Raw genomic sequence first — 19,887 nt, 5'->3', positions numbered from 1 at the left:
ACGAGAATGACCACCATCACCGCCACCGGGACCACCGCGGGAGCCCGCGAGCATGCCCGGTCGCAGGCCGGCCGTATCACCGACAGCATGCCGGTCGTCCCGGCGTCGAACTGGCCGAACCCACCCGCGGGCATCGAGCCCGCATCCCTGACCTGGGCCGAGGCCGTTCCCGGTGGGCGCTACACCAGCAAGGTCCTGGCCCGCGGTACGCGCCTGCGCCTGCACGACGTCGCCGGTTCGGCCTGCGCCCACATCCTGTTGTGGCGCGCCGACGCACCGTGGGAGCGGCTCAATGTCGCCGACACGGTGAAGGTCCCGTGGCAGGCCTATCTCGGCGCCGGACATCCGTTGCTGAGTGATCAGGGACGCGTCCTGGCGACCGTCGTCGCCGACGAGTCCGGCCATCACGACGCCCTCTGCGGCACGACCACTCTCGCCGGCAACATCGCGAAATACGGCGACGGACATGTACATTCGGCAACCCCGGCGGGACGCGAGATGTTCACTCTCGCCGCCGCCAAGCACGGCCTGACGCCGACCGACGTCGCACCCTCGGTGTCGTTCTTCCACGGGGTGAAGGTCGAGGACGACGGCTCGTTGCGCTCCACCGGTTCCGCCGGTGCCGACAAGTCGGTCGACCTCATCCTGCACCTGCCGTGCGTCGTGGCGATCGTGAACACCGCACACCCCGTCGACCCGTCGCCGACCTTCGACACCACCTCGCTCGAGTTGCTCGCGTGGAAGGCCCAGGCCGAACTCGATGCGCTGCTGGCCGGCGTCGCACACACCGACCCCGAATACCAACGGGCCGTCGCCAACTCCGAAGACGCCTGGGCCGCGGCTCGTTTCTGAGCTCCCCATCCCGAGAGGACCGAACACTCATGACCGCCACCATCGATCTCGCCGCGGCACCCGCCGCCGGCCTCGCCCTCGTCACCGGCACGGTCGTCCACGACGCCACCGTGGGTGAACGCGGCCCCTGGTCGGGTGTCGTCGCGGCCGGCGACGTGCTCACCATCGTCGACCTACACGGCAACCAGGCCGTGGACACCCTCTTCTACGGTGCCGACGACCACACGAAGCGCTACTCGGCGCAGGCCACGATCGCCGCGCAGGGCAACATCTTCCTGACCACCGGCACCGTCATCCGCGACCAGGAGGGCGACCCGCTGATGACGATCGTCGCCGACGAGGTCGGCAACCACGACACCGTCGGTGGTGCGTGCTCGCAGGAGTCCAACACCCTCCGCTACGGCCACCACACCAAGCATCAGCACGCGTGTGTCGAGAACTTCCTGATCGAGGGCAGCCGGCACGGACTGGGCAAGGCCGACCTGGTCGGCAACGTCAACTTCTTCATGAACGTGCCGGTCGACCCCGACGGGTCTCTCGGCATCGTCGACGGACTGTCGGCGCCCGGAAAGCGCCTAGCGCTGCGCGCCGAGACCGACACCCTGGTGCTGATCTCCAACTGCCCGCAGATCAACAACCCGTGCAACGGATTCGACCCGACCGCGGTCCGGGTCATCGTGACCCGACCAGCCGCCTGACACCTCCGCCGCGTCGAATCCGTACAGCTCACCGACTCACCGAGGGACCACACCATGTCTGCCTCCATCGGGGCCCCCACGCCGGCCCCCGTCACCGTCCTGCGGTCCGGCCCGCTCACCACCATCCAGGACTGGCCCGGTCGTACCGGGTACTGGAAGGTCGGGGTACCGCCCTCCGGGCCGATGGACGACCTGTCGTTCCGGCTCGCCAACCTCGCGGTCGGCAACCCCGAGGCGGCGGCCGGCCTCGAGATCACCCTCATGGGTCCGGCACTGCGCTTCGAGGCCGGGGCCGTCGTGGCGGTCACCGGTGCGCCGGTCGCCGTGACGCTCAACGGACGGCCCGTGCCGCAATGGGTTCCGTTTTCGGTGGCTGCCGGTGACGTCCTCGACGTGGGTACCGTCGGGTCGCTGGGCATGCGGGCATACATCGCGGTGTCGGGCGGATTCGACGCGGAGGATTATCTCGGTAGCCGTTCGACCTTCACGATGGGGCGTTTCGGTGGACTCGACGGCCGGCCGCTCGCGGCGGGCGATCAGCTCGCACTGCTGGGCGGTCCGACCGGTCCGGCGCGGCGCATCCTCGGCGACGAGCAGCCCGCCTTGACCAACACCTGGCAACTGGCGGTGACCGTCGGTCCGCACGGCGCACCCGAGTTCTTCACCGAGGCCGACATCGCCGACCTGTTCGCCACCGATTACGAGGTGCACTTCAACTCCGACCGGACGGGCATCCGGCTGATCGGTCCCAAGCCGCGATGGGCGCGCAATGACGGCGGCGAAGCCGGACTGCATCCGTCGAACATCCACGACAACGCGTACTCCGTTGGTGCCCTGGACTTCACCGGCGACACACCGATCCTTCTCGGACCCGACGGGCCGAGCCTCGGCGGATTCGTGTGCCCGGTGACGGTCGTGACCGCCCAGCGGTGGAAGCTCGGTCAGCTCAAGCCCGGTGACACGATCCGCTTCGTGGCCGTGCGCAGTGCGGAGACCGCCTCGCCCAAGGAGACCGGCCTCGGCCGGCGCGCCAGTTTCGTCGACGTCCTGTCCTCGGGCGGCGACGCCGACAACGGAATCCTCGGCTCGACGACGACCGCCGACGGGTCGACGTCGGTGACGTACCGCCGCTCCGGAGACGACAACATCCTCGTCGAATACGGCGAGATGCAGCTCGACCTGGCGCTCCGGGCACGTGTGCACGCGCTGAGTGAGCGCATCGCCGCCGAAGAGCCCCGGGGTCTGATCGATCTCACGCCCGGCATCCGGTCGCTGCAGGTGAAAGCGGACCCGGATGTGTGGTCACAGACGCAGATGCTCGAATGGCTGGCCGAATGCGAGAGCGAGCTTCCCGCCGCCGAAGATCTCGTGGTGCCCAGCCGAACGGTTCACCTGCCGCTGTCGTGGGACGACCCGGCCACCCGGGAGGCCATCGAACGCTACATGCTCGGTGTGCGTTCCGACGCTCCCTGGTGCCCGTGGAACATCGAGTTCATCCGCCGCATGAACGGCCTCGACTCCGTCGACGACGTCTATCGCACCGTGTTCGACGCCAGCTATCTGGTACTCGGCCTGGGCGACGTGTATCTCGGTGCGCCGGTGGCGGTTCCGCTGGACCCCCGCCACCGGCTCGTCACGACGAAGTACAACCCGGCGCGGACCTGGACGCCGGAGAACGCGGTCGGCATCGGCGGTGCTTACCTGTGCATCTACGGAATGGAGGGTCCCGGCGGCTATCAGTTCGTCGGACGCACCACGCAGGTGTGGAACCATCGCCACCCGCAGCCGGCTCCCGGTTTCGATCCCGAACACCCATGGTTGCTGCGCTTCTTCGACCGTATCCACTGGTACCCGGTGAGTGCCGAGGAACTCCTCGACATGCGCGCCGACGTCGCTGCCGGCCGCGGGGACAGTACCAAGATCGTCGACGGTGTCTTCTCGCTGGCAGAACACCAGCAGTACCTCGAAGACAATGCCGCCGACATCGCCTCTCGGCGGGAGAAGATGGAGATCGCCCGGGCCGAGGAGCGTCAGAGATGGTCGGCGCAGGGTGAATTCGCCGACGACGGCAACGGCGCCGAGACGGCAGTGGTCGGCGTGGGGAACGAGGAGCGAGTGGCATGAGCAAGGTCGACGAGGTCTACACCCGGATCGCCGCGGCGGACCGTCCCGAGGTGTTCATCACGTTGCGTCCGCAGGCGGACGTCGCGGCCGAGTTCGATGCGGCACTCGCGTCCGGCGGGCCGCTGGCCGGCACGATCCTCGCGGTCAAGGACAACGTCGACGTCGCCGGGCTGCCGACCACCGCGGCCTGCCCGGGCTACGCCTCCACGCCGACCGCAGACGCACCCGCGGTCGCGGCACTGCGGGCGGCCGGTGCCGTGGTGATCGGGAAGACGAACCTCGACCAGTTCGCGACCGGACTCGTGGGAACGCGCAGTCCTCATGGCGCCGTGCGTGATTCGCGACGACCCGATCGCATCTCGGGCGGTTCGAGTTCGGGATCTGCGGTGGCGGTTGCGCTCGGATTCGCGGACATAGCGATCGGCACCGACACCGCCGGATCGGGCCGCGTACCCGCGGGCCTACAAGGGCTCGTCGGCGTCAAGCCGACGGTCGGGGCGATCTCGACCGACGGCGTCGTGCCGGCGTGTGCAAGCTATGACACGGTCACGATCTTCGCCGCCGACCTCCCACTGGCGAACCGCGCCATGTCGGCTATGGCTGCAGCGCAGGGCCCGAGGCCGTTCGGCTCGTCGGCGCCGCTGGCCGCACCGGAACGTCCTGTGGTCGCCGTGCCCGCCGACCTGCCTGAACTCGACGAGGCCTGGCGCGCCGCGTTCGCCGAGGCGGTGCTGCGGGCCGAGGCTGCCGGACTCGTGATCAAGACCGTCGACCTGTCGCCCTTCCTGGCGGCTGCGAAACTTCTGTATGAGGACGCGCTCGTCGCCGAACGGCACGACGCGGTCGGTGACTTCCTGGACTCGGCGGACCCGGACGATGCCGGGCTCGACCCCACCGTAGCCGGGATCATCGGTGCCGCAGCCCGATTCACCGCCGTGGATCTCCTCCGCGCGCGCCGCCGCCTTGCCGAACTCCGGACGGAGGCCATGGAGGAGTGGGGTGACGCCACCGTGCTGATGGTCCCGACCGCGCCGGCGCACCCGACGATCGCCGAGGTCGCCGACGACCCGGTCGGCGTCAACTCCCGGATGGGCACGTACACCAACTTCTGCAATCTGTTCGATCTCTGCGGCCTCGCCGTCCCGAGCGGCGTCGTATCCGAAACCGACGGGACCGAGGCGCAATTCGGCGTCACCTTCCTGGGCACGGCACACGAGGATGCGGTCCTCGTCGACGTGGCGGGCCGGTTCCTCGGTGCTCCCGACATCCGGGCGTCGTGGGTGGAGACCGCGGAGTCGATCGAGCTCGCGGTCTTCGGCGCGCACATGCGGGGCGGGCCGCTCACCCACGAGCTCAGCGAGCGTGGCGCCCGATGGGCGGGCGAGATCACCACGACCCCGACCTACCGACTCGTAGCGCTCGACACCATCCCGCCGAAACCGGGCCTGATCCGCGATCCTGCTGCCGGACGGGCCATTCGGGGCGAGATCTGGCGGTTGTCGCCGGCCGCGCTCGGCGAGTTCCTCGCCGCTCTGCCGGAACCGATGATGCTGGGCAAGGTCGAGGTGGCCGCCGGCGAGACGGGACCGGCGCGGTGGATCGTCGGCTTCGGTTGCGCGGCCGACGCCGGTGCTGCCGGAACGGAACTCGACCGCGACCGCTGGTAGTCCCGACCTCGCCCACCCGCATCTCATCCGTATGACGTCGAGCCCGGTATCCGGGTTCGACGTCATACGGATCCGGGCGGCCGCATCCGTCTCGCGCAAACCTTCCGACCTGGTCGTTTGTCCAGCAGGTCGCTTCCGTGCCGTGGCGCCGCGTCGGCTACCAATTTTCGATCCCCGGTGCTTAACTTGCTCAGCGCAAGGGGTGGGAGAAGAAAGTTGGACGAGTGACCAGCATGGGGCGGAACGGAACTCAGCGTTCGGAGAAGGTCGCGCGCCGCGCGGACCGCAAGCAGAAGCGCCAGCACCGCGTCGTCGCGGGTGCTGCCGCGCTCGCCACGGTCGCCGCGATCGGCGCCGGACAGGCGATGGAACCGGCCGCGGCAGAGGCATTGTCGTTGTGGCCGACCCCCACGACCGGCTCCGGTCTGGCGAACCAGATCAAGGACCTGAAGAACGAGTACGGTACGAATCCGCTGGGCGACCTCTTCGCCGACATCAACAACGAGGCTCTGGCCGAGCTCGTCGAGGCGTGGCGGATCGAGCTCTGCGCATCGGGCGGTGGCAATGGGGGAGCGGACTGCTCCGATTCGTCCACCGACCTCGGTGGATTCGGCGTCGCGGTCGTGCTGCCCGACAGCCTCGAGCTGGTCCCGGTCGGCGTGTACGGCTCGTTCAAGGAGCTCTACGACGGTATTCCGCAGTGGATCAAGGATGCCGCGAACGTCATTCTCGTGCCGATCTTCCAGACGGAGCTGCCCTTCGAGATCACACCCGAACCCGACACCACCGGCTCGGCGACGGTCAAGGGCAACGGTTTTCAGTTTGCACTCGCATACCGCGACGGTGATGCCACCGCCGTCTCCTACCTGCCGCTGAGCATCGCGACCGCCGGGGCCAGCGACGGCCGGTCGGCGTTCGCCTTCGCGGTGATCGGTTCGGCCCACGCGTGGAACACCGGCGATCTCGACGTGACCGTTCTCGGCAAGCCTCTGGCCACCATCCCGGGGATCACGGGCGTCGGTTGCTACGGCGGACTCACCGCCGGCTACGCCGACGGCGTCGGCGCGTGTGCGAATGTCGCCGGAACCTTCGACTTCCGCTACCAGCAGCCCAACGGCGAGGTGCAGTTCGCGCTCACCGACCCGACTGCGCTCCTGGCGGACCCGACCGGCGTACTGGGCGGCGCAGGTCTCGAGATCCTGTCCGGCTTGGCGTCCGCGCTGCTCGGCGGCGAAGGTGTCGACTTCGACGGAGACTGGTTCTCCCTCTCCAAGGACTTCGCCCGGCTCAGTGTCGGGGGCGACCACGGCCTGCTCAGCGGCAACTTCCTCCGCCTCACCAGCGACTACGGCTTCACCGGGCCGATCACCGTCGACTGGCTCGGCTCCACGGTCACCTTCCGTCCCCTGGTCGAGGTGAACGGCGAACTCCGGCCCAATCGTCTCGGCCGCCCGGTCATCTCCTTCGGTCAGCTCGACACCGGCGAGATCGTCCCGGTGATCCACATACCGAGCTACGAGTTCCCCTTCGGTATCCCGGCGACCGACGACGCGGTGATCCCGCAGTCGAACACCGTCGCCCGGGTCGCGGCCTCGGCCCCCGCCGGGTTCGCGTCGGTCACCTCTGCGGACACCGAAGCCCCCGAGCTCGCTGCCCCCGAGACCGGCGAGTCGGGCAGCGACGTCGTCGAGGAAGAGGAATACGTCGGCAAGCATCGCGCCACCTACGAGGGCAAGCACCGCGCCCCCGAAACCGCGGTGGACGCCGAGGACACCGGTGCGGGCTCGGACGACGGTGCGGGCAACGACGACGGTTCGGGCACCGACGACGGCGGTGAATCGGGCAGCGGCTCCAGCGGTTCCGGTTCCGACGGCGCCGGTTCGGACAGCGGCGGCGACGCGAGTCCGGACGCCGGCGGCGACGCGGGTTCGGACACCGACTCCGCCAGCGCATCGGACTCGGGCTCGGACTCGTCGAGCAGCTCCGGCGCAGAAGCGGCCTGACACCGGCCGCCCCTCAGACCGGCGCCCCGGCATTGGACTCGATCCGTGCCGGGGCGTCGACCACTACTCTGGACGAAAAGCGGGGCTGGACGCCACGCGGAGCCGATGAGGAGGTCGTGATGGCGATCGATCGCGACAGAAGCAGAGCGGTGTCGGAGGTCGTCCGGGAGCATCCGGTGATGAGCCTGGTCGCGGTCTCGCCGGGCATCGCCGTGTTCGTGGTCCTGCTGCTGCTCGACCAGACGTTCCTGGCGATCCTGTTCGCCGTCCTCGCCGTCGGCGGCGGAGTGTATCTGTTGACCCGCAAACGGTGAGCACGTCGCCCGCGCGGTGAAACCGCGACTCGACGGCGGGCGCGGCTACAGTGGTGGCCACTGAGCTCGACCGCGACGCCGTGCGCGTCGGCGGCGGGCGCACGCGGGTGAAGGGAGTGCGGGCACATGATCGACTATTCGGGTCGTCACCACGGCCCGGCGGCCGGGCGGCCGGGTCGCTGACCATGTCCACGCGCGTCGATGCCTACATCTGGGCGATCCGTTTGACCAAGACCCGATCCGCGGCGGGTGCGGCGTGCCGGGGTGGCCATGTGCGGGTCAACGGCGTAACCGCGAAGCCCGCTCAGCCCGTGGTTCCGGGCGACGAGATCCGTGTCCGTCTGGCCGGGCGCGAACGCATCGTCGAGGTGATCAAGACGATCAACAAGCGGGTGTCCGCGCCGATGGCCGCCGAATGTTTCGTCGACCGGTCCCCGCCACCTCCGCCCAAGGAGATCCTCGCGAGCCAGCCCCGTCGTGACCGCGGCGCCGGCAGGCCCACCAAACGTGAACGGCGACAACTCGATCGGCTCCGCGACTCGAGCTTCCTCGTCGCACTCCTCGCCGTCGTCGTGCTGCTGGTCGGCGGTTGTTCGGACGACGCGCCGGCCGACCCGAACAAGCCGAACACCCCGGAGGCCCCCGCCCAGGCGGGCTCCGGACCGTTTTTCGGCAAATGCGGTGGGGTGACGCTGGACGAGGTCACCCGGATCACCGGTTTCGGCGGGCTCACCGAGACCGTCAACAACACCTCGGTCTGTGAGTGGGACACCACCGGCTCGCGCACGGGCGCGGTCGCCTCGTTCAACTGGTACCGGGGTTCACCCATCGGCCGGGAAGAGGCCAACGTCAAGTTGTCGCGCGATGTCACGAACAAGCTCGAGATCGACGGTCATCAGGGGTTCATCGGCTACACCCAGTCCGGTCAGATCTGTGAGGTCGGTATCGGTTTCGGGGCCGACTTCTTCGAATGGTCCATCCGCGGCGACGCACAGCAGGCCCGTCCGATCGAGCAGATCTGCGACGCCGCCCGGGAGCTGGCGACACTGTCGATCGAGCGTGCGTCATGAGGCGGCCGCTGGCGGTTCTCATCGCCCTTCTCCTCGGCCTGACCGCGCTCGCCGGGTGTGCACGAACGGTCGACGGTGAGCCGGTGCCGGTGGGCGCCGCCGGACAGTCCGGCAGCAGTGACATCGACACCGATCAGTTCGACAAGCTGCTCCTCGAATGCGACGTGCTCCCCGACGCCATGATCGCCGACGTCGTGGCCGGCGGTGGATTCGCCGAGCGATCCTTCAGCGGTGCCATCTGCCGTTGGCTGGTGTCCGGTGCCACCGACGTCGTCAGCGTGACGTTCAACTGGTTCGAATGGGGCAACGTCAACCTCGAGAAGGAGACGGCGAAGAAGCTCGGATTCCAGACCGAGAACATCAAGGTCGCCAGCCAGTCCGCCTTCACCCAGCGCAGTCCCGACCGTCCGGGCGTCTGCGGGGTCACCGCGCGGGCGCCCAGCCGGGGGATCTTCACCTGGTTCGTCGAACCCCGCAGTGCGCCCCAGGGGGACCCGTGCGCAGCCCCGATCAAGCTGATGGAACTGCTCCTCCAGGGCGGTCAGTAGCGCCGCGCCTCAGGCCGGTAGCGGCGCCACCACCACACTCGCGGCAACGACCAGCTCGTCGCCGGACCCTGGTACCAGCAGCCACACCGTCAGCTGGTCGCCCTCGCGGACGCGACGAAGGGTGAGGCGCGTCCCGGGGACGATGGGCCGCAGGTACTCGATGACCACCCGGTGCGGCATGTCGACGAGATCGGGGTGTTCGACCAGCTCGTCCTCGATGGCCTCGAGGTAGGCGGCGTTGTTGAGGTGCTTGAACGGATCGAAGTCGGTGATGCGCAGGACGTGCTCGCGATCGGGGAACGGGATGTCCTCGGCGGCCGGAGCCTTCTCCGGGTTCATCGACTTCCACCGCAGACGGTGTTCGTCGGTCATCGACGACAGCATCTCGAAGGCCTCGTCCGACAGCCGCGAGGGCACGCCCTTGTCGTTGACGTTGATCCAGAACGCCTCGGTCTCGATCAGGCCCTCGGGACGCGGGTCGGGATTGAACCGGTTGGTCTCGTGATCGGAGGTGAGACGCACCCGCATGTTGGTCCACCGCGTCGACAGGGCCCCGCACCAGCGCTGGGCGGTCACCGTCCCGGGCCAGGAGATCGGCCGGATGACGTCGATGACGGTTCGCCGGACGATCCAGAACGGTTCGGTCTTGCCGAACTCCGTGGCCTCGAGGTTGTCGTTGGCGATGTCTTGCAGGTACCGAGCGACGGCGTCGAGCCGCACCCGCATGTCCTGATCGACATCACCGGTCCGGACCCGGTACTGCGCCTGGTAGAACCGGGCGCCGTCCTTGCGGGCCGGTAATGATCCCGCTTGTACACCTGAAGTAACCTGGCTCACTCGAGTCCCTTCAATGGGTCGCAGGTATCTTTGCAGTTAAGGTACAGTCAAGGCCGAAACTAGAACACGTTCTACGTATTGGATTACGAGGAAACAGCAGATGGCGCATGTGATTACCCGGCCATGTTGCAACGACGCGAGTTGCGTGAGCGTGTGTCCGGTGAACTGTATTCACCCGACGCCCGACGAGCCGGAATTCCTGACGGCCGAGGCGCTCTACATCGACCCGGAGACCTGCATCGACTGCGGCGCGTGCATCGACGAGTGCCCGGTCGAGGCGATCGTCCCCGACGATCAGCTCACCGAGCGCGACGAGCCGTATCTGCAGATCAACGCGGACTACTACAAGGACCACGACGTCGAGGGCGGGCTCGTCCCGCCGCGCAAGTCGCCGCAGCTGCCCGACAAGGAGCTGCACGTGGCGATCATCGGCGCCGGGCCGGCCGCCTTCTACGCCGCCGAGGAACTCGTGCGCAAGCAGAGCATCAAGGTCGACATGTTCGATCGCCTGCCCACGCCCTACGGCCTGGTCCGCGCGGGCGTCGCCCCGGACCACGCCGCCACCAAGGGCGTCGAGAAGACCTTCGCGTCCGTCGCCGCCAAGAAGAACTTCGACTACTACCTCAACGTCGAGGTCGGCAAGCACATCAGCCACGACGAACTCGTCGCGCGCTACCACGCGGTCATCTACGCGGTGGGTGCCGCCACCGACAAGCGGCTGGGCATCGAGGGGGAGGACCTGCGCAACTCCGTCGCGGCCACCCAGTTCGTCGCCTGGTACAACGGCCACCCGGACTTCGCCGACCTCGATGTCGACCTGTCCTCGGAGCGCGCGGTGGTGGTCGGAAACGGCAACGTGGCGCTCGACGTGGCACGCATCCTCGTGACCGATCCCGACGAGCTGGCCAAGACCGACATCGCCGACCACGCCCTGGCGAAGCTGCGTGAGTCGAACATCAAGGAGGTCGTGCTGCTCGGCCGGCGAGGCGTCGCCCAGGCTGCCTACACCAACAGCGAGTTCCTGGCCCTCGGCGACGTCGAGGGGGTCGACGTGGTCATCGATCCCGAGGACCTCGCCCTCGACCCGGCCACCGAGGCGGCGCTGGCCGACGACACGCTCGACTCCACCATCGCAACCAAGATCCGGCTGGCCCGCGAGTTCACCGAACGGCCGCAGACGCCCGGCAACAAGCGCATCGTCTTCCGCTTCCTGACGTCTCCTGTGGAGATCGCCGGTGACGGAGAGGTGACCGCGCTGACGTGCGTGCGCAATGCCTACACCGACGCCTCCGGGCGAGTGGCCGTGACGCCGACCGATGAGCGGTTCGACCTCGAGACGGGCCTGGTGCTGCGAGCCATCGGCTACCGGGGCGTCCCGGTCACCGACCTCCCCTTCGACGAGGGACGCGGCGTCGTCCCGAATGCCGGCGGGCGGGTCCAGGTGGCCGCCGACGGCGAGGTCATGCCGGGCCTGTACGTCACCGGGTGGATCAAGCGCGGGGCCACCGGCGGGATCGGCATGAATCGGCTGTGTGGTCAGGAGACGGCGCGCGCCGTGATCGACGACTTCGGCGCCGGCACGATCGCCGATCCGTCGACCCCGCGTGACGATGTCGCCGCGCTCGTCGCCGATCGCGGTGCCAACCGCATCGACCTCGCCGGGTGGAAGGCCATCGACGCCGCCGAGAAGTCGGCGGGCAAGGCGGCCGGCCGTGCGCGTGCGAAGTTCGTGAGCATCTCCGAGTTCGAGGCGGCTGCCACCGCCGGGGCGCAGTAACCGTGCGGATTGCACTGCTGTCCTACCGCAGCAAACCTCATTGCGGTGGGCAGGGGGTGTACGTCCGTCATCTGTCCCGAGAGCTCGCGCTTCTCGGGCACAGCGTCGAGATCTTCTCGGGGCAGCCGTACCCGGAACTGGACCAGTCGGCGATTGACGCCGGTGTCACGATCACCAAGGTGCCGAGCCTCGGGCTCTACGACGAGCCGGACCCCTTCCGTACCCCGGGACTGAGCGAGTACCGCGACTGGATCGACCTGCTCGAGGTCGGATCGATGTGGACGGCGAGCTTCGGCGAGCCGCTCACCTTCAGCCTCCGGGTCGCCCGGTTGCTGAAGGAGCGGCGCGACGACTTCGACATCGTGCACGACAACCAGTGTCTCGGTTACGGATTGCTCGACATCCAGAAGGCGGGCTTCCCGCTGATCGCGACGATCCACCACCCGATCACGCGGGACCGCACCCTCGCGGTCCGCGCGGCCAAGGGCTGGCGCAAGATCACTGCGTGGCGGTGGCATTCCTTCCTGCGTATGCAGGGACGTGTGTCGCGCCGGATCCCGGAACTGCTCACCGTCTCCCGTAGCAGCGAGGTCGACATCCGCAAGGCCTTCGACATCCCGTCGGGCCGTATCACGACGATTCCGCTCGGCGTCGACACCGAGATCTTCACGCCCGGAACCGAACGCGTACCGGGACGCATCGTCAGCATCGCCAGTGCAGACGCACCTCTCAAGGGGGTGTCGTACCTGCTCGAGGCGGTGGCGAAGCTCGCCGCCGAACGCGACGAGGTGCAACTGGTACTGGTGTCCAAATTGGACCCGAATGGACCGTCTGCCGCGATGATCGAGGATCTCGCGATCGCCGATCGGGTGTCGGTGGTCTCGGGGCTCGAGGACTCCGAGATCGCGGAACTCCTGGCCTCGGCCGAGGTTGCGTGTGTGCCGTCTCTGTACGAGGGCTTCTCGTTGCCGGCGGTCGAGGCGATGAGCTGTGGCACACCGCTGGTGGCCACTCGCGCCGGCGCGATCCCGGAGGTCGTCGGTACGGGCGAGGAAGCCGCGCTGCTGGTTCCGCCGCGGGACTCCGGGCGTCTGGCGCAGGCGATCGGTCGACTCTTCGACGACGCCGAGCTGCGGGCCCGTCTGGGCTCGGGCGGACGGCGCCGGGCCGAGGAGAACTACAGCTGGGTGGCGGTGGCCGCGAAGACGGCGGCCCACTACGAAACCGTGCTGGCCGGACACCGGCGAGCAACAGAAGGGACATCGAGTGCTGACAGTTGACTTCGACCGTCTGGGCGTGGGCCCGGGCATCAAGGCGATCGACATCGGGGCGGGTCAGGGCCGACACTCCTTCGAGATGTTCCGGCGAGGAGCGGATGTCATCGCCTTCGACATGTCGGAGAGCGACATGGCCGATGTCGCGGAGATGTTCGACGCCATGACGGCCGAGGGGCATGTGCCCGCTTCGGCCAAGGCGCGCGCCGAGGTCGGTGACGCACTGCGTCTCCCGTACGCGGACAACAGCTTCGATGTGGTGCTGATGTCGGAGATCCTGGAGCACATTCCGTCCGACGAGGGCGCGATCAGCGAGATGGTTCGCGTTCTCAAGCCCGGTGGGGTGGCCGCGGTGACGGTGCCGCGGTACTGGCCGGAGAAGGTCTGCTGGGCCCTGTCGGACGAGTATCACGAGGTAGAGGGCGGACACGTCCGCATCTACAAGGCCTCCGAACTGGCCGGCAAGCTGCGCACGGCGGGCCTCGAGGTCACCGGCACCGATCACGCACACGCTTTGCACGCTCCGTACTGGTGGCTGAAATGTGCTGTCGGCGTGGAGAACAACGACAACCCGCTGGTCAAGGGCTACCATCAGCTGCTCGTCTGGGACATGATGAGCAAGCCGTGGCTGACCCGGGTGGGTGAGCAGGTGCTCAACCCGTTCATCGGGAAGTCCGTGGCCCTGTATCTCCGTAAGCCCGAGACTGCTGCGTCTTCATGACGGTCGCTCCGGCTGTCCCTGGAGTGGTCACCGCCGAGCAGATGCGCGCCACGGGCGCAGCGATCGTCGGCATGCAGGAGGAATCCGGCGCACTGCCGTGGTTCCCCGGCGGGCAAACCGATCCGTGGGATCACATAGAATCGGCGATGGCGTTGTCGGTCACCGGTTTTCACGCCGAGGCCGAGGCCGCTTACGAGTGGTCGCGGCGCAAGCAGCGAGCCGACGGTTCCTGGCCGATCCGCACCGTGTGCGGCAAGGTCGAGGATGCCGGCACCGACAGCAACTTCTGCGCCTACATCGCGGTCGGGGTGTGGCATCACTACCTGATCACCGGGGATGATGGCTTCCTGCAACGGATGTGGCCGGTGGTCTGGTCGGCGATCGACTGCGTCCTCCGATTCCAGCGCGAGGACGGCGCGTACCGGTGGGGTGGCGACCACCGCACCGGCGCCATGTTCGGTGAAGCTCTGATCACGGGCAACTCCAGCATCTTTCAGGCTCTGGACTGTGCGATCCGGATCGCCGGTCAGATGGATCAGCCCGACGAGGACTGGATCGTCGCCCACACCAGGCTCGGGGATGTGATCCGCGCCGACACCGTGCGGGACGAGTGGGAGATCTTCACGCCCCCGTCCGAACATTCGATGGACTGGTACTACCCGATCCTCGGCGGTGCGGTGCGCGGCCAGGAGGGTCAGGAACTGATCGCCCGTCGCTGGGACCAGTTCGTCGTCCCCGGCAAGGGTGTGCGGTGCGTCGACCACCGCCCTTGGGTCACCGGCGCCGAAACCTGCGAGTTGGCACTGGCTCTCGACGCGCTGGGCGACACAGCTGATGCGGTCGAGCTGATCGCGTCCATACAGCACCTGCGCGATCCCGACGGATCATATTGGACGGGACTGGTTTTCGCGGACGGCAAGCGCTGGCCGGTGGAGAAGAGCTGCTGGACCTCGGCGGCTGTCGTCCTGGCCGCCGATGCCGTGAGCCGCACCAGCGTCGCCAACGGGATCTTCCGTGATGTCCGGCAACGGCTCGTTGTCGCGCCCTAGCCGGACCGTCGCTCCCTGAGGTGCGAGGAGCGCAAGCGACGAGCCTCGAAGGGTCTGAACCCCTGGCCTCTGTGGCGCCCATCACCTAGACTGGTGTCCAGTCAACCGTCCGATTCTGATGAGGGCGCAGCAACGGCGCCCGGGGAGGCCCTCATGGATTTCGGAATCGTACAGTTCACCAGTGATCGTGGCCTCATGCCGCACATCTTGGCGCCGCTGATCGAGAACGCCGGCTTCGCGTCGTACTACGTCCCCGAGCACGGGCACATCCCCACTCGTCGCGACGCCGCGCATCCGCAGACCGGTGACGAGACCCTGCCCGACGATCGGTACATGCGAACCCTCGACCCGTGGACGTCACTCGCGGCCGCAGCCGCGGTGACCGAGCGGATTCGACTGGGCACTGCGGTGGCTCTTCCCGTGCAGTCCGATCCCATCACCCTCGCCAAGACCATTGCGACGCTCGACCACCTCTCCGGTGGCCGGGTGACCCTTGGCGTCGGATTCGGGTGGAACCTCGACGAGCTCGAAGACCACCACGTGCCACCGAAGCGTCGCCGGACCATGCTGCGCGAGTACCTCGAGGCGATGCGGGCGCTGTGGACGCAGGAGGAAGCCGAGTTCGACGGCGAATTCGTCAGGTTCGGTCCCAGTTGGGCGTGGCCGAAGTCGACGCAGGCGCACATTCCGGTGCAGGTCGGCGGAGCCGGCACGGAGAAGAACTTCAAGTGGATCGCCCGCAGCGCCGACGGCTGGATCACCACGCCGGGCGAAGACGACATCGAGGGTTCGGTGGCGCTGCTCAAGCGGATCTGGGCCGACGCCGGCCGGGACGGCGACCCGCAGGTCGTCGTCCTCGACTTCAAGCCGGTGGCCGAGAAGCTCGAGAAGTGGCGCGAGATCGGTGTCACGACCGTGCTGTACGGCCTTCCCGACGACTCGGTCGAGCGCGCCAGCGGATACCTGGCCAAGCTGGCCGGCAAACTCGAGCTCGCACCGGCGGTCGTCTAGCGGTCCGTCAGGCGCCGGGGTCGGTGCGCAGGCCGGGCATCACGAAACGGTCGAGGTGGCGCCGGACCTGTCCGGCGTCGTCGATGTCGATGGTCTCGCTCGGCGTGGTTCCGAGGCTGATCAACACGCGCGCAACCCATTCGGCGACCTCGTGCAGATCGTGCGCGGGATGGATCTCGCCGCGGCCGGCGGCCGCCTCGACGTAGGGGAACCAGAAGCCGGCGAGGTCGGGGACCAGTTTCACGACGCCGACGCCCGCGCATTCGGCGAACTCTGTCGGCTCCTCGGTACGCAGCCGCATCAGGAGGGTGCCGGGGTCGTCGTAGGCGCCACGGCCGATCCGCACACCGGCGGTCAGCTGACCGGCGAGATCGCCGATGTCGTCGAGCGCGGTCCGTGCGTCCCGCCAGAACGATTCCGTCAGTCGCACGATGGTGGCGCCGATCATGGACGGTTTGTCCGGGTAGTGCCGGTACAGCCAGGCTCGGGAGACCCCGGCCGACTCGGCGACCTGTTGCATCGTGGTGGCGCGAATACCTTTGTCCGCCAGCAACTTCGCGGTGGCGTCGAGCAGGCGGTCGTGAACCGACGGGTTGGTTGTCTCGATCACGGGTTCTCCTGCGTTGCTCTGCGGTCTGCGTTGCTCGTTGTGGCGTGTGTGCTCCGGCGAAGACTAACAAGGCCGTAGACAGTTCGCGGAATCTGTGTACACGGTCCCGGCCATCGTGTAGACACAAACCAGATTGTGTCTACACCCGATGTTTGTCCAGAACTGATGTCTGTCCAGAGGGGGAAGCGTGCGCTTACCGACCACCGCGATCATCGGCGCCGGGATCAGCGGTCTGACCGCAGGCAAAATGCTCACCGACTACGGCGTCCCGTACACGTGTTTCGAGAGTTCCGACCGCATCGGCGGCAACTGGGCGTTCGGCAATCCGAACGGTCACAGCAGTGCCTACCGGTCGCTGCACATCGACACCTCCAAGCACCAGCTGTCCTTCCGCGACTTCCCGATGCCGGACGAGTATCCCGACTTCCCGCACCACACGCAGATCAAGGCCTACCTCGACGCCTATGCAGAGGCCTTCGACCTCATCCCCTCGATCGAGTTCACCAATGGCGTCGAACATGCACGCCGGCTCGACGGCGGCGGCTGGGAGCTGGAGACCCAGCACGGTGAACGACGCCGGTTCGACCTCCTCGTCGTCGCCGACGGACATCACTGGGACCCGCGTTTCCCGAACTTCCCGGGCGAGTTCGACGGCATCGAGATGCACGCACATCACTACATCGATCCGCGGACGCCACATGACTTCTCGGGCAAGCGGATCCTGGTCGTCGGCTTGGGGAACAGTGCGGCCGACATCGCGGTCGAACTGTCGTCGAAGGCGCTGGACAACAAGCTGACGCTGTCCACCCGGTCCGGGGCCTGGATCGTGCCGAAGTACTTCGGCGGCAAACCCGCCGACAAGTACTACAAGACCTCCCCCCACATCCCGATGTCGTGGCAGCGGAAGTTCGTCCAGATGATGCAGCCGATCACCGCCGGACGTCCCGAGGACTACGGTCTGCCGACGCCGAATCACAAGTTCTTCGAGGCACACCCGACACAATCGGTGGAGCTGCCGCTGCGTCTCGGCTCCGGTGACGTCATCGCGAAGCCGAATGTCAGTCGCCTCGACGGGTCGACGGTCCACTTCGACGACGGCACCTCCGACGACTTCGACATCATCATCTACGCAACGGGTTACAACATCACCTTCCCGTTCTTCGACCCCGACTTCATCAGCGCGCCGGACAACCGGATCGACCTGTACAAGCGGATGTTCTACCCGGGTATCGACGACCTCGTCTTCGCCGGATTCGCACAGGCGGTCCCGACGTTGTTCCCGTTCGTCGAATGCCAGGCGCGCCTCATCGGCGCGTACGCGACCGGACACTATCGCCCACCATCGGTGGCGGAGATGCGGGAGACGATAGCCGCGGACACGCAGTTCTTCACCGGCCACATGGTGCAGAGCGCACGCCACACCCAGCAGCTCGACCATTACCCGTACGAACACAACATGCGTACCAAGGAGATCCCCAACGGCCGACGCCGCGCGCAGGAAGAGGGGCCGATGACCTGGGCGGGAGTGGCGGACAACGTTCCTGTCGCAAGCGTCTCGGGAACGGAGGCCACCGCATGACCGCACCGTCCGGAGCGCAGACCGTCCGTTTCCCGTCGGCGGGCACCGAATGCGACGCCTGGTTCTTCGCCGGTTCGTCGGGCTCGCCTTTCGAGATCGACGGCAAACGCCCCGTCGTCGTGATGGCGCACGGTTTCGCGGGCACCAAGGATTCGGGTCTCGCGCCGTTCGCACAGCGATTCTCGGAGGCCGGACTCGCCGTCTTCGCCTTCGACTACCGCGGTTTCGGTCTCTCGGATGGGCAACCGCGGCAGCAGATCTCGCTGGAACGCCAGGCCGACGACTACCGGGCCGCGATCGTGGCCGCCAAGAAGCAAGCCGGTGTGGACCCGAATCGGGTGATCCTCTGAGGTGTTTCGCAATCGGGCGGTCATGCGCTGACGGTCGCGAGCGGTCGTCTCGACATCGCCGCGGTGGTCTCGGTGATCCCGCTCGTCAACGGTCTGGCCGCCGGTCGCGTGGCCTATGACCAGGTCGGAGGTGCGGCCATCGCGCGCTCCACCGCGTCGGCCGTGGCGAGTGCCGTGTCGTCGAAGCTGGGGCGCGGCCCGAAGATGATGCGCGTGGTCGGCGAGCCGGGTGACCGCGATGCGGCACTGACCGCCCCCGGATTCCTGGAGAGCTACCTGGCCATTGCCGGACCGTCGTGGCGCAACGAGGTCGACGCGTCGGTCGGTCTGGAGATCGGCGGGTTCCGGGCCGACAAGGCATGTCGGCGACCTCAATGCCCCGGTGCTCGTCCAGATCGCCGACTACGACTCGGCCGCGCCGCCGCAGGCGGCAGCCAAGACGGCTTTCAAGGCGCGCGCCGAGGTCAGGCACTATCCGTGTGATCACTTCGACGTCTTCGAGGGCAACGACTGGTTCGAACCGTGTGTCGGACATGCGGTCTCGTTCCTCACCCGCCACCTCGCGGACAAGACCGTGAGTGCCCGGTGAAGCGCGCGATCGTCATCGGCGGGGCGTCGGGTATCGGGCTGGCGACGGTCGACGCGCTGGCGGCCGACGGAGTGGAGGTCGTCGTCGCCGATGTCGACGCCGAGCGTGCCGAGAGAGTCGCCGCCGAGCGGGGTGACACGGTCCGTGCGTTGCGTCTCGACGTCACCGACGAAGACTCGGTGGTCGCCGCTTTCGACGCGGTCGGGGAGTTCGACACGGTGGTGAACTGTGCGGGCCTGTCGGATCCGGGTACCCTGACCGAACTCGACTTGAGCGCCTGGCGTCACACCCTCGACGTCTGCCTCACCGGTACGTTCCTGGTGATCAAACACGCCGGCCGTCGGATCGCCGACGGCGGCTCGATCACCTGTATCGCCTCGCTCAACGGTCGGCAGCCAGGCGCCGGGATGGGGTCGTACTGCGCGTCGAAGGCGGGGGTCCTGATGCTCGTCGAGGTCGCTGCCCTGGAACTGGCGGACCGGGGGATACGGGTCAATGCCGTGTCGCCGGGTCTGGTGTCGACGCCGCTGACCGAGGGAATCGGATTCGTCCCCGGACTCACCGAGGAGTACATCGAGAACACCCCGCTCGGACGCAGCGGCGAACCAGCCGAGATCGCCGACACCGTCGTCTTTCTCGCCTCCGACAAGGCGCGGTGGATCACCGGGGCTGCCTTCGACGTCAACGGTGGCGCCCACCTGAAGCGGTATCCCGACGTCCTCGGCAAGGCGCGGGCGATGCTGGAACAGTACGAGTCCCAATAGCCGGAGGCCGCAACTGTTTTCGGTAATCGATCTTCGCGCGGCACCGTTTC

General features: G+C 67.8%; 17 protein-coding genes and 1 pseudogene. 16 read left to right on the top strand and 2 right to left on the bottom strand.

All coding sequences use genetic code 11. From position 1 onward, the window contains the following. Positions 1-6 precede the first annotated feature (6 nt). The 8 genes from BPODLACK_RS07020 to BPODLACK_RS06985 all read left to right on the top strand — a co-directional run bounded on the left by BPODLACK_RS07020 (position 7) and on the right by BPODLACK_RS06985 (position 9,276). Positions 7-852 (top strand): urea amidolyase associated protein UAAP1, encoded by an 846-nt coding sequence (locus tag BPODLACK_RS07020; RefSeq protein ID WP_006436942.1) that lies wholly within the window; start codon positions 7-9, stop codon positions 850-852. A 29-nt stretch (positions 853-881) separates the two neighbouring features. Then, positions 882-1,550, top strand: a complete 669-nt coding sequence (locus tag BPODLACK_RS07015; RefSeq protein ID WP_006436941.1) for an urea amidolyase associated protein UAAP2 — start codon at positions 882-884, stop codon at positions 1,548-1,550. A gap of 54 nt (positions 1,551-1,604) precedes the next feature. Further along, positions 1,605-3,674 carry a 5-oxoprolinase/urea amidolyase family protein gene (locus tag BPODLACK_RS07010; protein WP_096274618.1) on the top strand — a complete coding sequence of 690 codons (2,070 nt, stop codon included), beginning with the start codon at positions 1,605-1,607 and terminating at the stop codon, positions 3,672-3,674. Beyond that, the gene (atzF, locus tag BPODLACK_RS07005; RefSeq protein ID WP_159404975.1) at positions 3,671-5,341 is read left to right on the top strand and encodes an allophanate hydrolase; all 1,671 of its coding nucleotides are present in this window, start codon (positions 3,671-3,673) and stop codon (positions 5,339-5,341) included. The genes BPODLACK_RS07010 and atzF overlap by 4 nt, the downstream gene beginning before the upstream one ends. A 233-nt stretch (positions 5,342-5,574) precedes the next feature. Further along, positions 5,575-7,344: a hypothetical protein gene (locus BPODLACK_RS07000; RefSeq protein ID WP_159404974.1), complete on the top strand. Its 1,770-nt coding sequence runs from the start codon at positions 5,575-5,577 to the stop codon at positions 7,342-7,344. Between the two features lie 119 nt (positions 7,345-7,463). Then, positions 7,464-7,658: a hypothetical protein gene (locus BPODLACK_RS06995; RefSeq protein WP_006436937.1), complete on the top strand. Its 195-nt coding sequence runs from the start codon at positions 7,464-7,466 to the stop codon at positions 7,656-7,658. 185 nt (positions 7,659-7,843) lie between these two features. Beyond that, positions 7,844-8,728: a DUF3558 family protein gene (locus BPODLACK_RS06990; RefSeq protein ID WP_040004812.1), complete on the top strand. Its 885-nt coding sequence runs from the start codon at positions 7,844-7,846 to the stop codon at positions 8,726-8,728. Continuing rightward, on the top strand, positions 8,725-9,276 hold the full coding sequence (locus tag BPODLACK_RS06985; RefSeq protein ID WP_006436935.1) for a DUF3558 domain-containing protein: 552 nt from the start codon (positions 8,725-8,727) through the stop codon (positions 9,274-9,276). Before BPODLACK_RS06990 ends, BPODLACK_RS06985 begins: the two co-directional genes overlap by 4 nt. Positions 9,277-9,285: 9 nt before the next feature. Here the strand turns inward: BPODLACK_RS06985 and BPODLACK_RS06980 are convergent, their stop codons facing one another. Continuing rightward, positions 9,286-10,113, bottom strand: a complete 828-nt coding sequence (locus tag BPODLACK_RS06980) for an acyl-[acyl-carrier-protein] thioesterase (protein ID WP_159404973.1) — start codon at positions 10,111-10,113, stop codon at positions 9,286-9,288. 100 nt (positions 10,114-10,213) lie between these two features. On the opposite strand from BPODLACK_RS06980, the gene BPODLACK_RS06975 reads away from it, so the two are divergent. From BPODLACK_RS06975 to BPODLACK_RS06955, 5 genes are all read left to right on the top strand, one after another. After that, the gene (locus tag BPODLACK_RS06975; protein ID WP_159404972.1) at positions 10,214-11,890 is read left to right on the top strand and encodes an FAD-dependent oxidoreductase; all 1,677 of its coding nucleotides are present in this window, start codon (positions 10,214-10,216) and stop codon (positions 11,888-11,890) included. A 2-nt stretch (positions 11,891-11,892) separates the two neighbouring features. Beyond that, positions 11,893-13,170 carry a glycosyltransferase family 4 protein gene (locus BPODLACK_RS06970; protein WP_159404971.1) on the top strand — a complete coding sequence of 426 codons (1,278 nt, stop codon included), beginning with the start codon at positions 11,893-11,895 and terminating at the stop codon, positions 13,168-13,170. Further along, positions 13,157-13,885: a class I SAM-dependent methyltransferase gene (locus BPODLACK_RS06965; protein WP_159404970.1), complete on the top strand. Its 729-nt coding sequence runs from the start codon at positions 13,157-13,159 to the stop codon at positions 13,883-13,885. Before BPODLACK_RS06970 ends, BPODLACK_RS06965 begins: the two co-directional genes overlap by 14 nt. Next, positions 13,882-14,934 (top strand): prenyltransferase, encoded by a 1,053-nt coding sequence (locus BPODLACK_RS06960; protein ID WP_159404969.1) that lies wholly within the window; start codon positions 13,882-13,884, stop codon positions 14,932-14,934. The genes BPODLACK_RS06965 and BPODLACK_RS06960 overlap by 4 nt, the downstream gene beginning before the upstream one ends. Positions 14,935-15,087: 153 nt before the next feature. Next, entirely contained in the window at positions 15,088-15,945 is an 858-nt protein-coding gene (locus tag BPODLACK_RS06955) for an LLM class F420-dependent oxidoreductase (RefSeq protein ID WP_159404968.1), read from the top strand. 7 nt (positions 15,946-15,952) lie between these two features. Here the strand turns inward: BPODLACK_RS06955 and BPODLACK_RS06950 are convergent, their stop codons facing one another. After that, entirely contained in the window at positions 15,953-16,555 is a 603-nt protein-coding gene (locus BPODLACK_RS06950) for a TetR/AcrR family transcriptional regulator (protein WP_159404967.1), read from the bottom strand. Between the two features lie 187 nt (positions 16,556-16,742). Here BPODLACK_RS06950 and BPODLACK_RS06945 point away from each other — a divergent pair, with 187 nt between their 5' ends. The 3 genes and pseudogenes from BPODLACK_RS06945 to BPODLACK_RS06935 all read left to right on the top strand — a co-directional run bounded on the left by BPODLACK_RS06945 (position 16,743) and on the right by BPODLACK_RS06935 (position 19,837). Further along, the gene (locus BPODLACK_RS06945) at positions 16,743-18,134 is read left to right on the top strand and encodes a flavin-containing monooxygenase (RefSeq protein ID WP_159404966.1); all 1,392 of its coding nucleotides are present in this window, start codon (positions 16,743-16,745) and stop codon (positions 18,132-18,134) included. Then, a pseudogene (locus BPODLACK_RS06940) lies at positions 18,131-19,073 on the top strand (alpha/beta hydrolase). Before BPODLACK_RS06945 ends, BPODLACK_RS06940 begins: the two are co-directional and overlap by 4 nt. Then, positions 19,070-19,837, top strand: a complete 768-nt coding sequence (locus BPODLACK_RS06935) for an SDR family NAD(P)-dependent oxidoreductase (RefSeq protein ID WP_159404965.1) — start codon at positions 19,070-19,072, stop codon at positions 19,835-19,837. The pseudogene BPODLACK_RS06940 and the gene BPODLACK_RS06935 overlap by 4 nt, the downstream one beginning before the upstream one ends. The last annotated feature ends 50 nt before the right edge of the window (positions 19,838-19,887 follow it).

Origin of the sequence: Gordonia sp. YY1 (assembly GCF_009872315.1) — a bacterium.
Taxonomy (GTDB): Bacteria; Actinomycetota; Actinomycetes; order Mycobacteriales; family Mycobacteriaceae; genus Gordonia; species Gordonia amicalis.
Note: the sequence above shows the minus strand (reverse complement) of the source record. Positions and strands in the feature narration are given on the sequence as shown.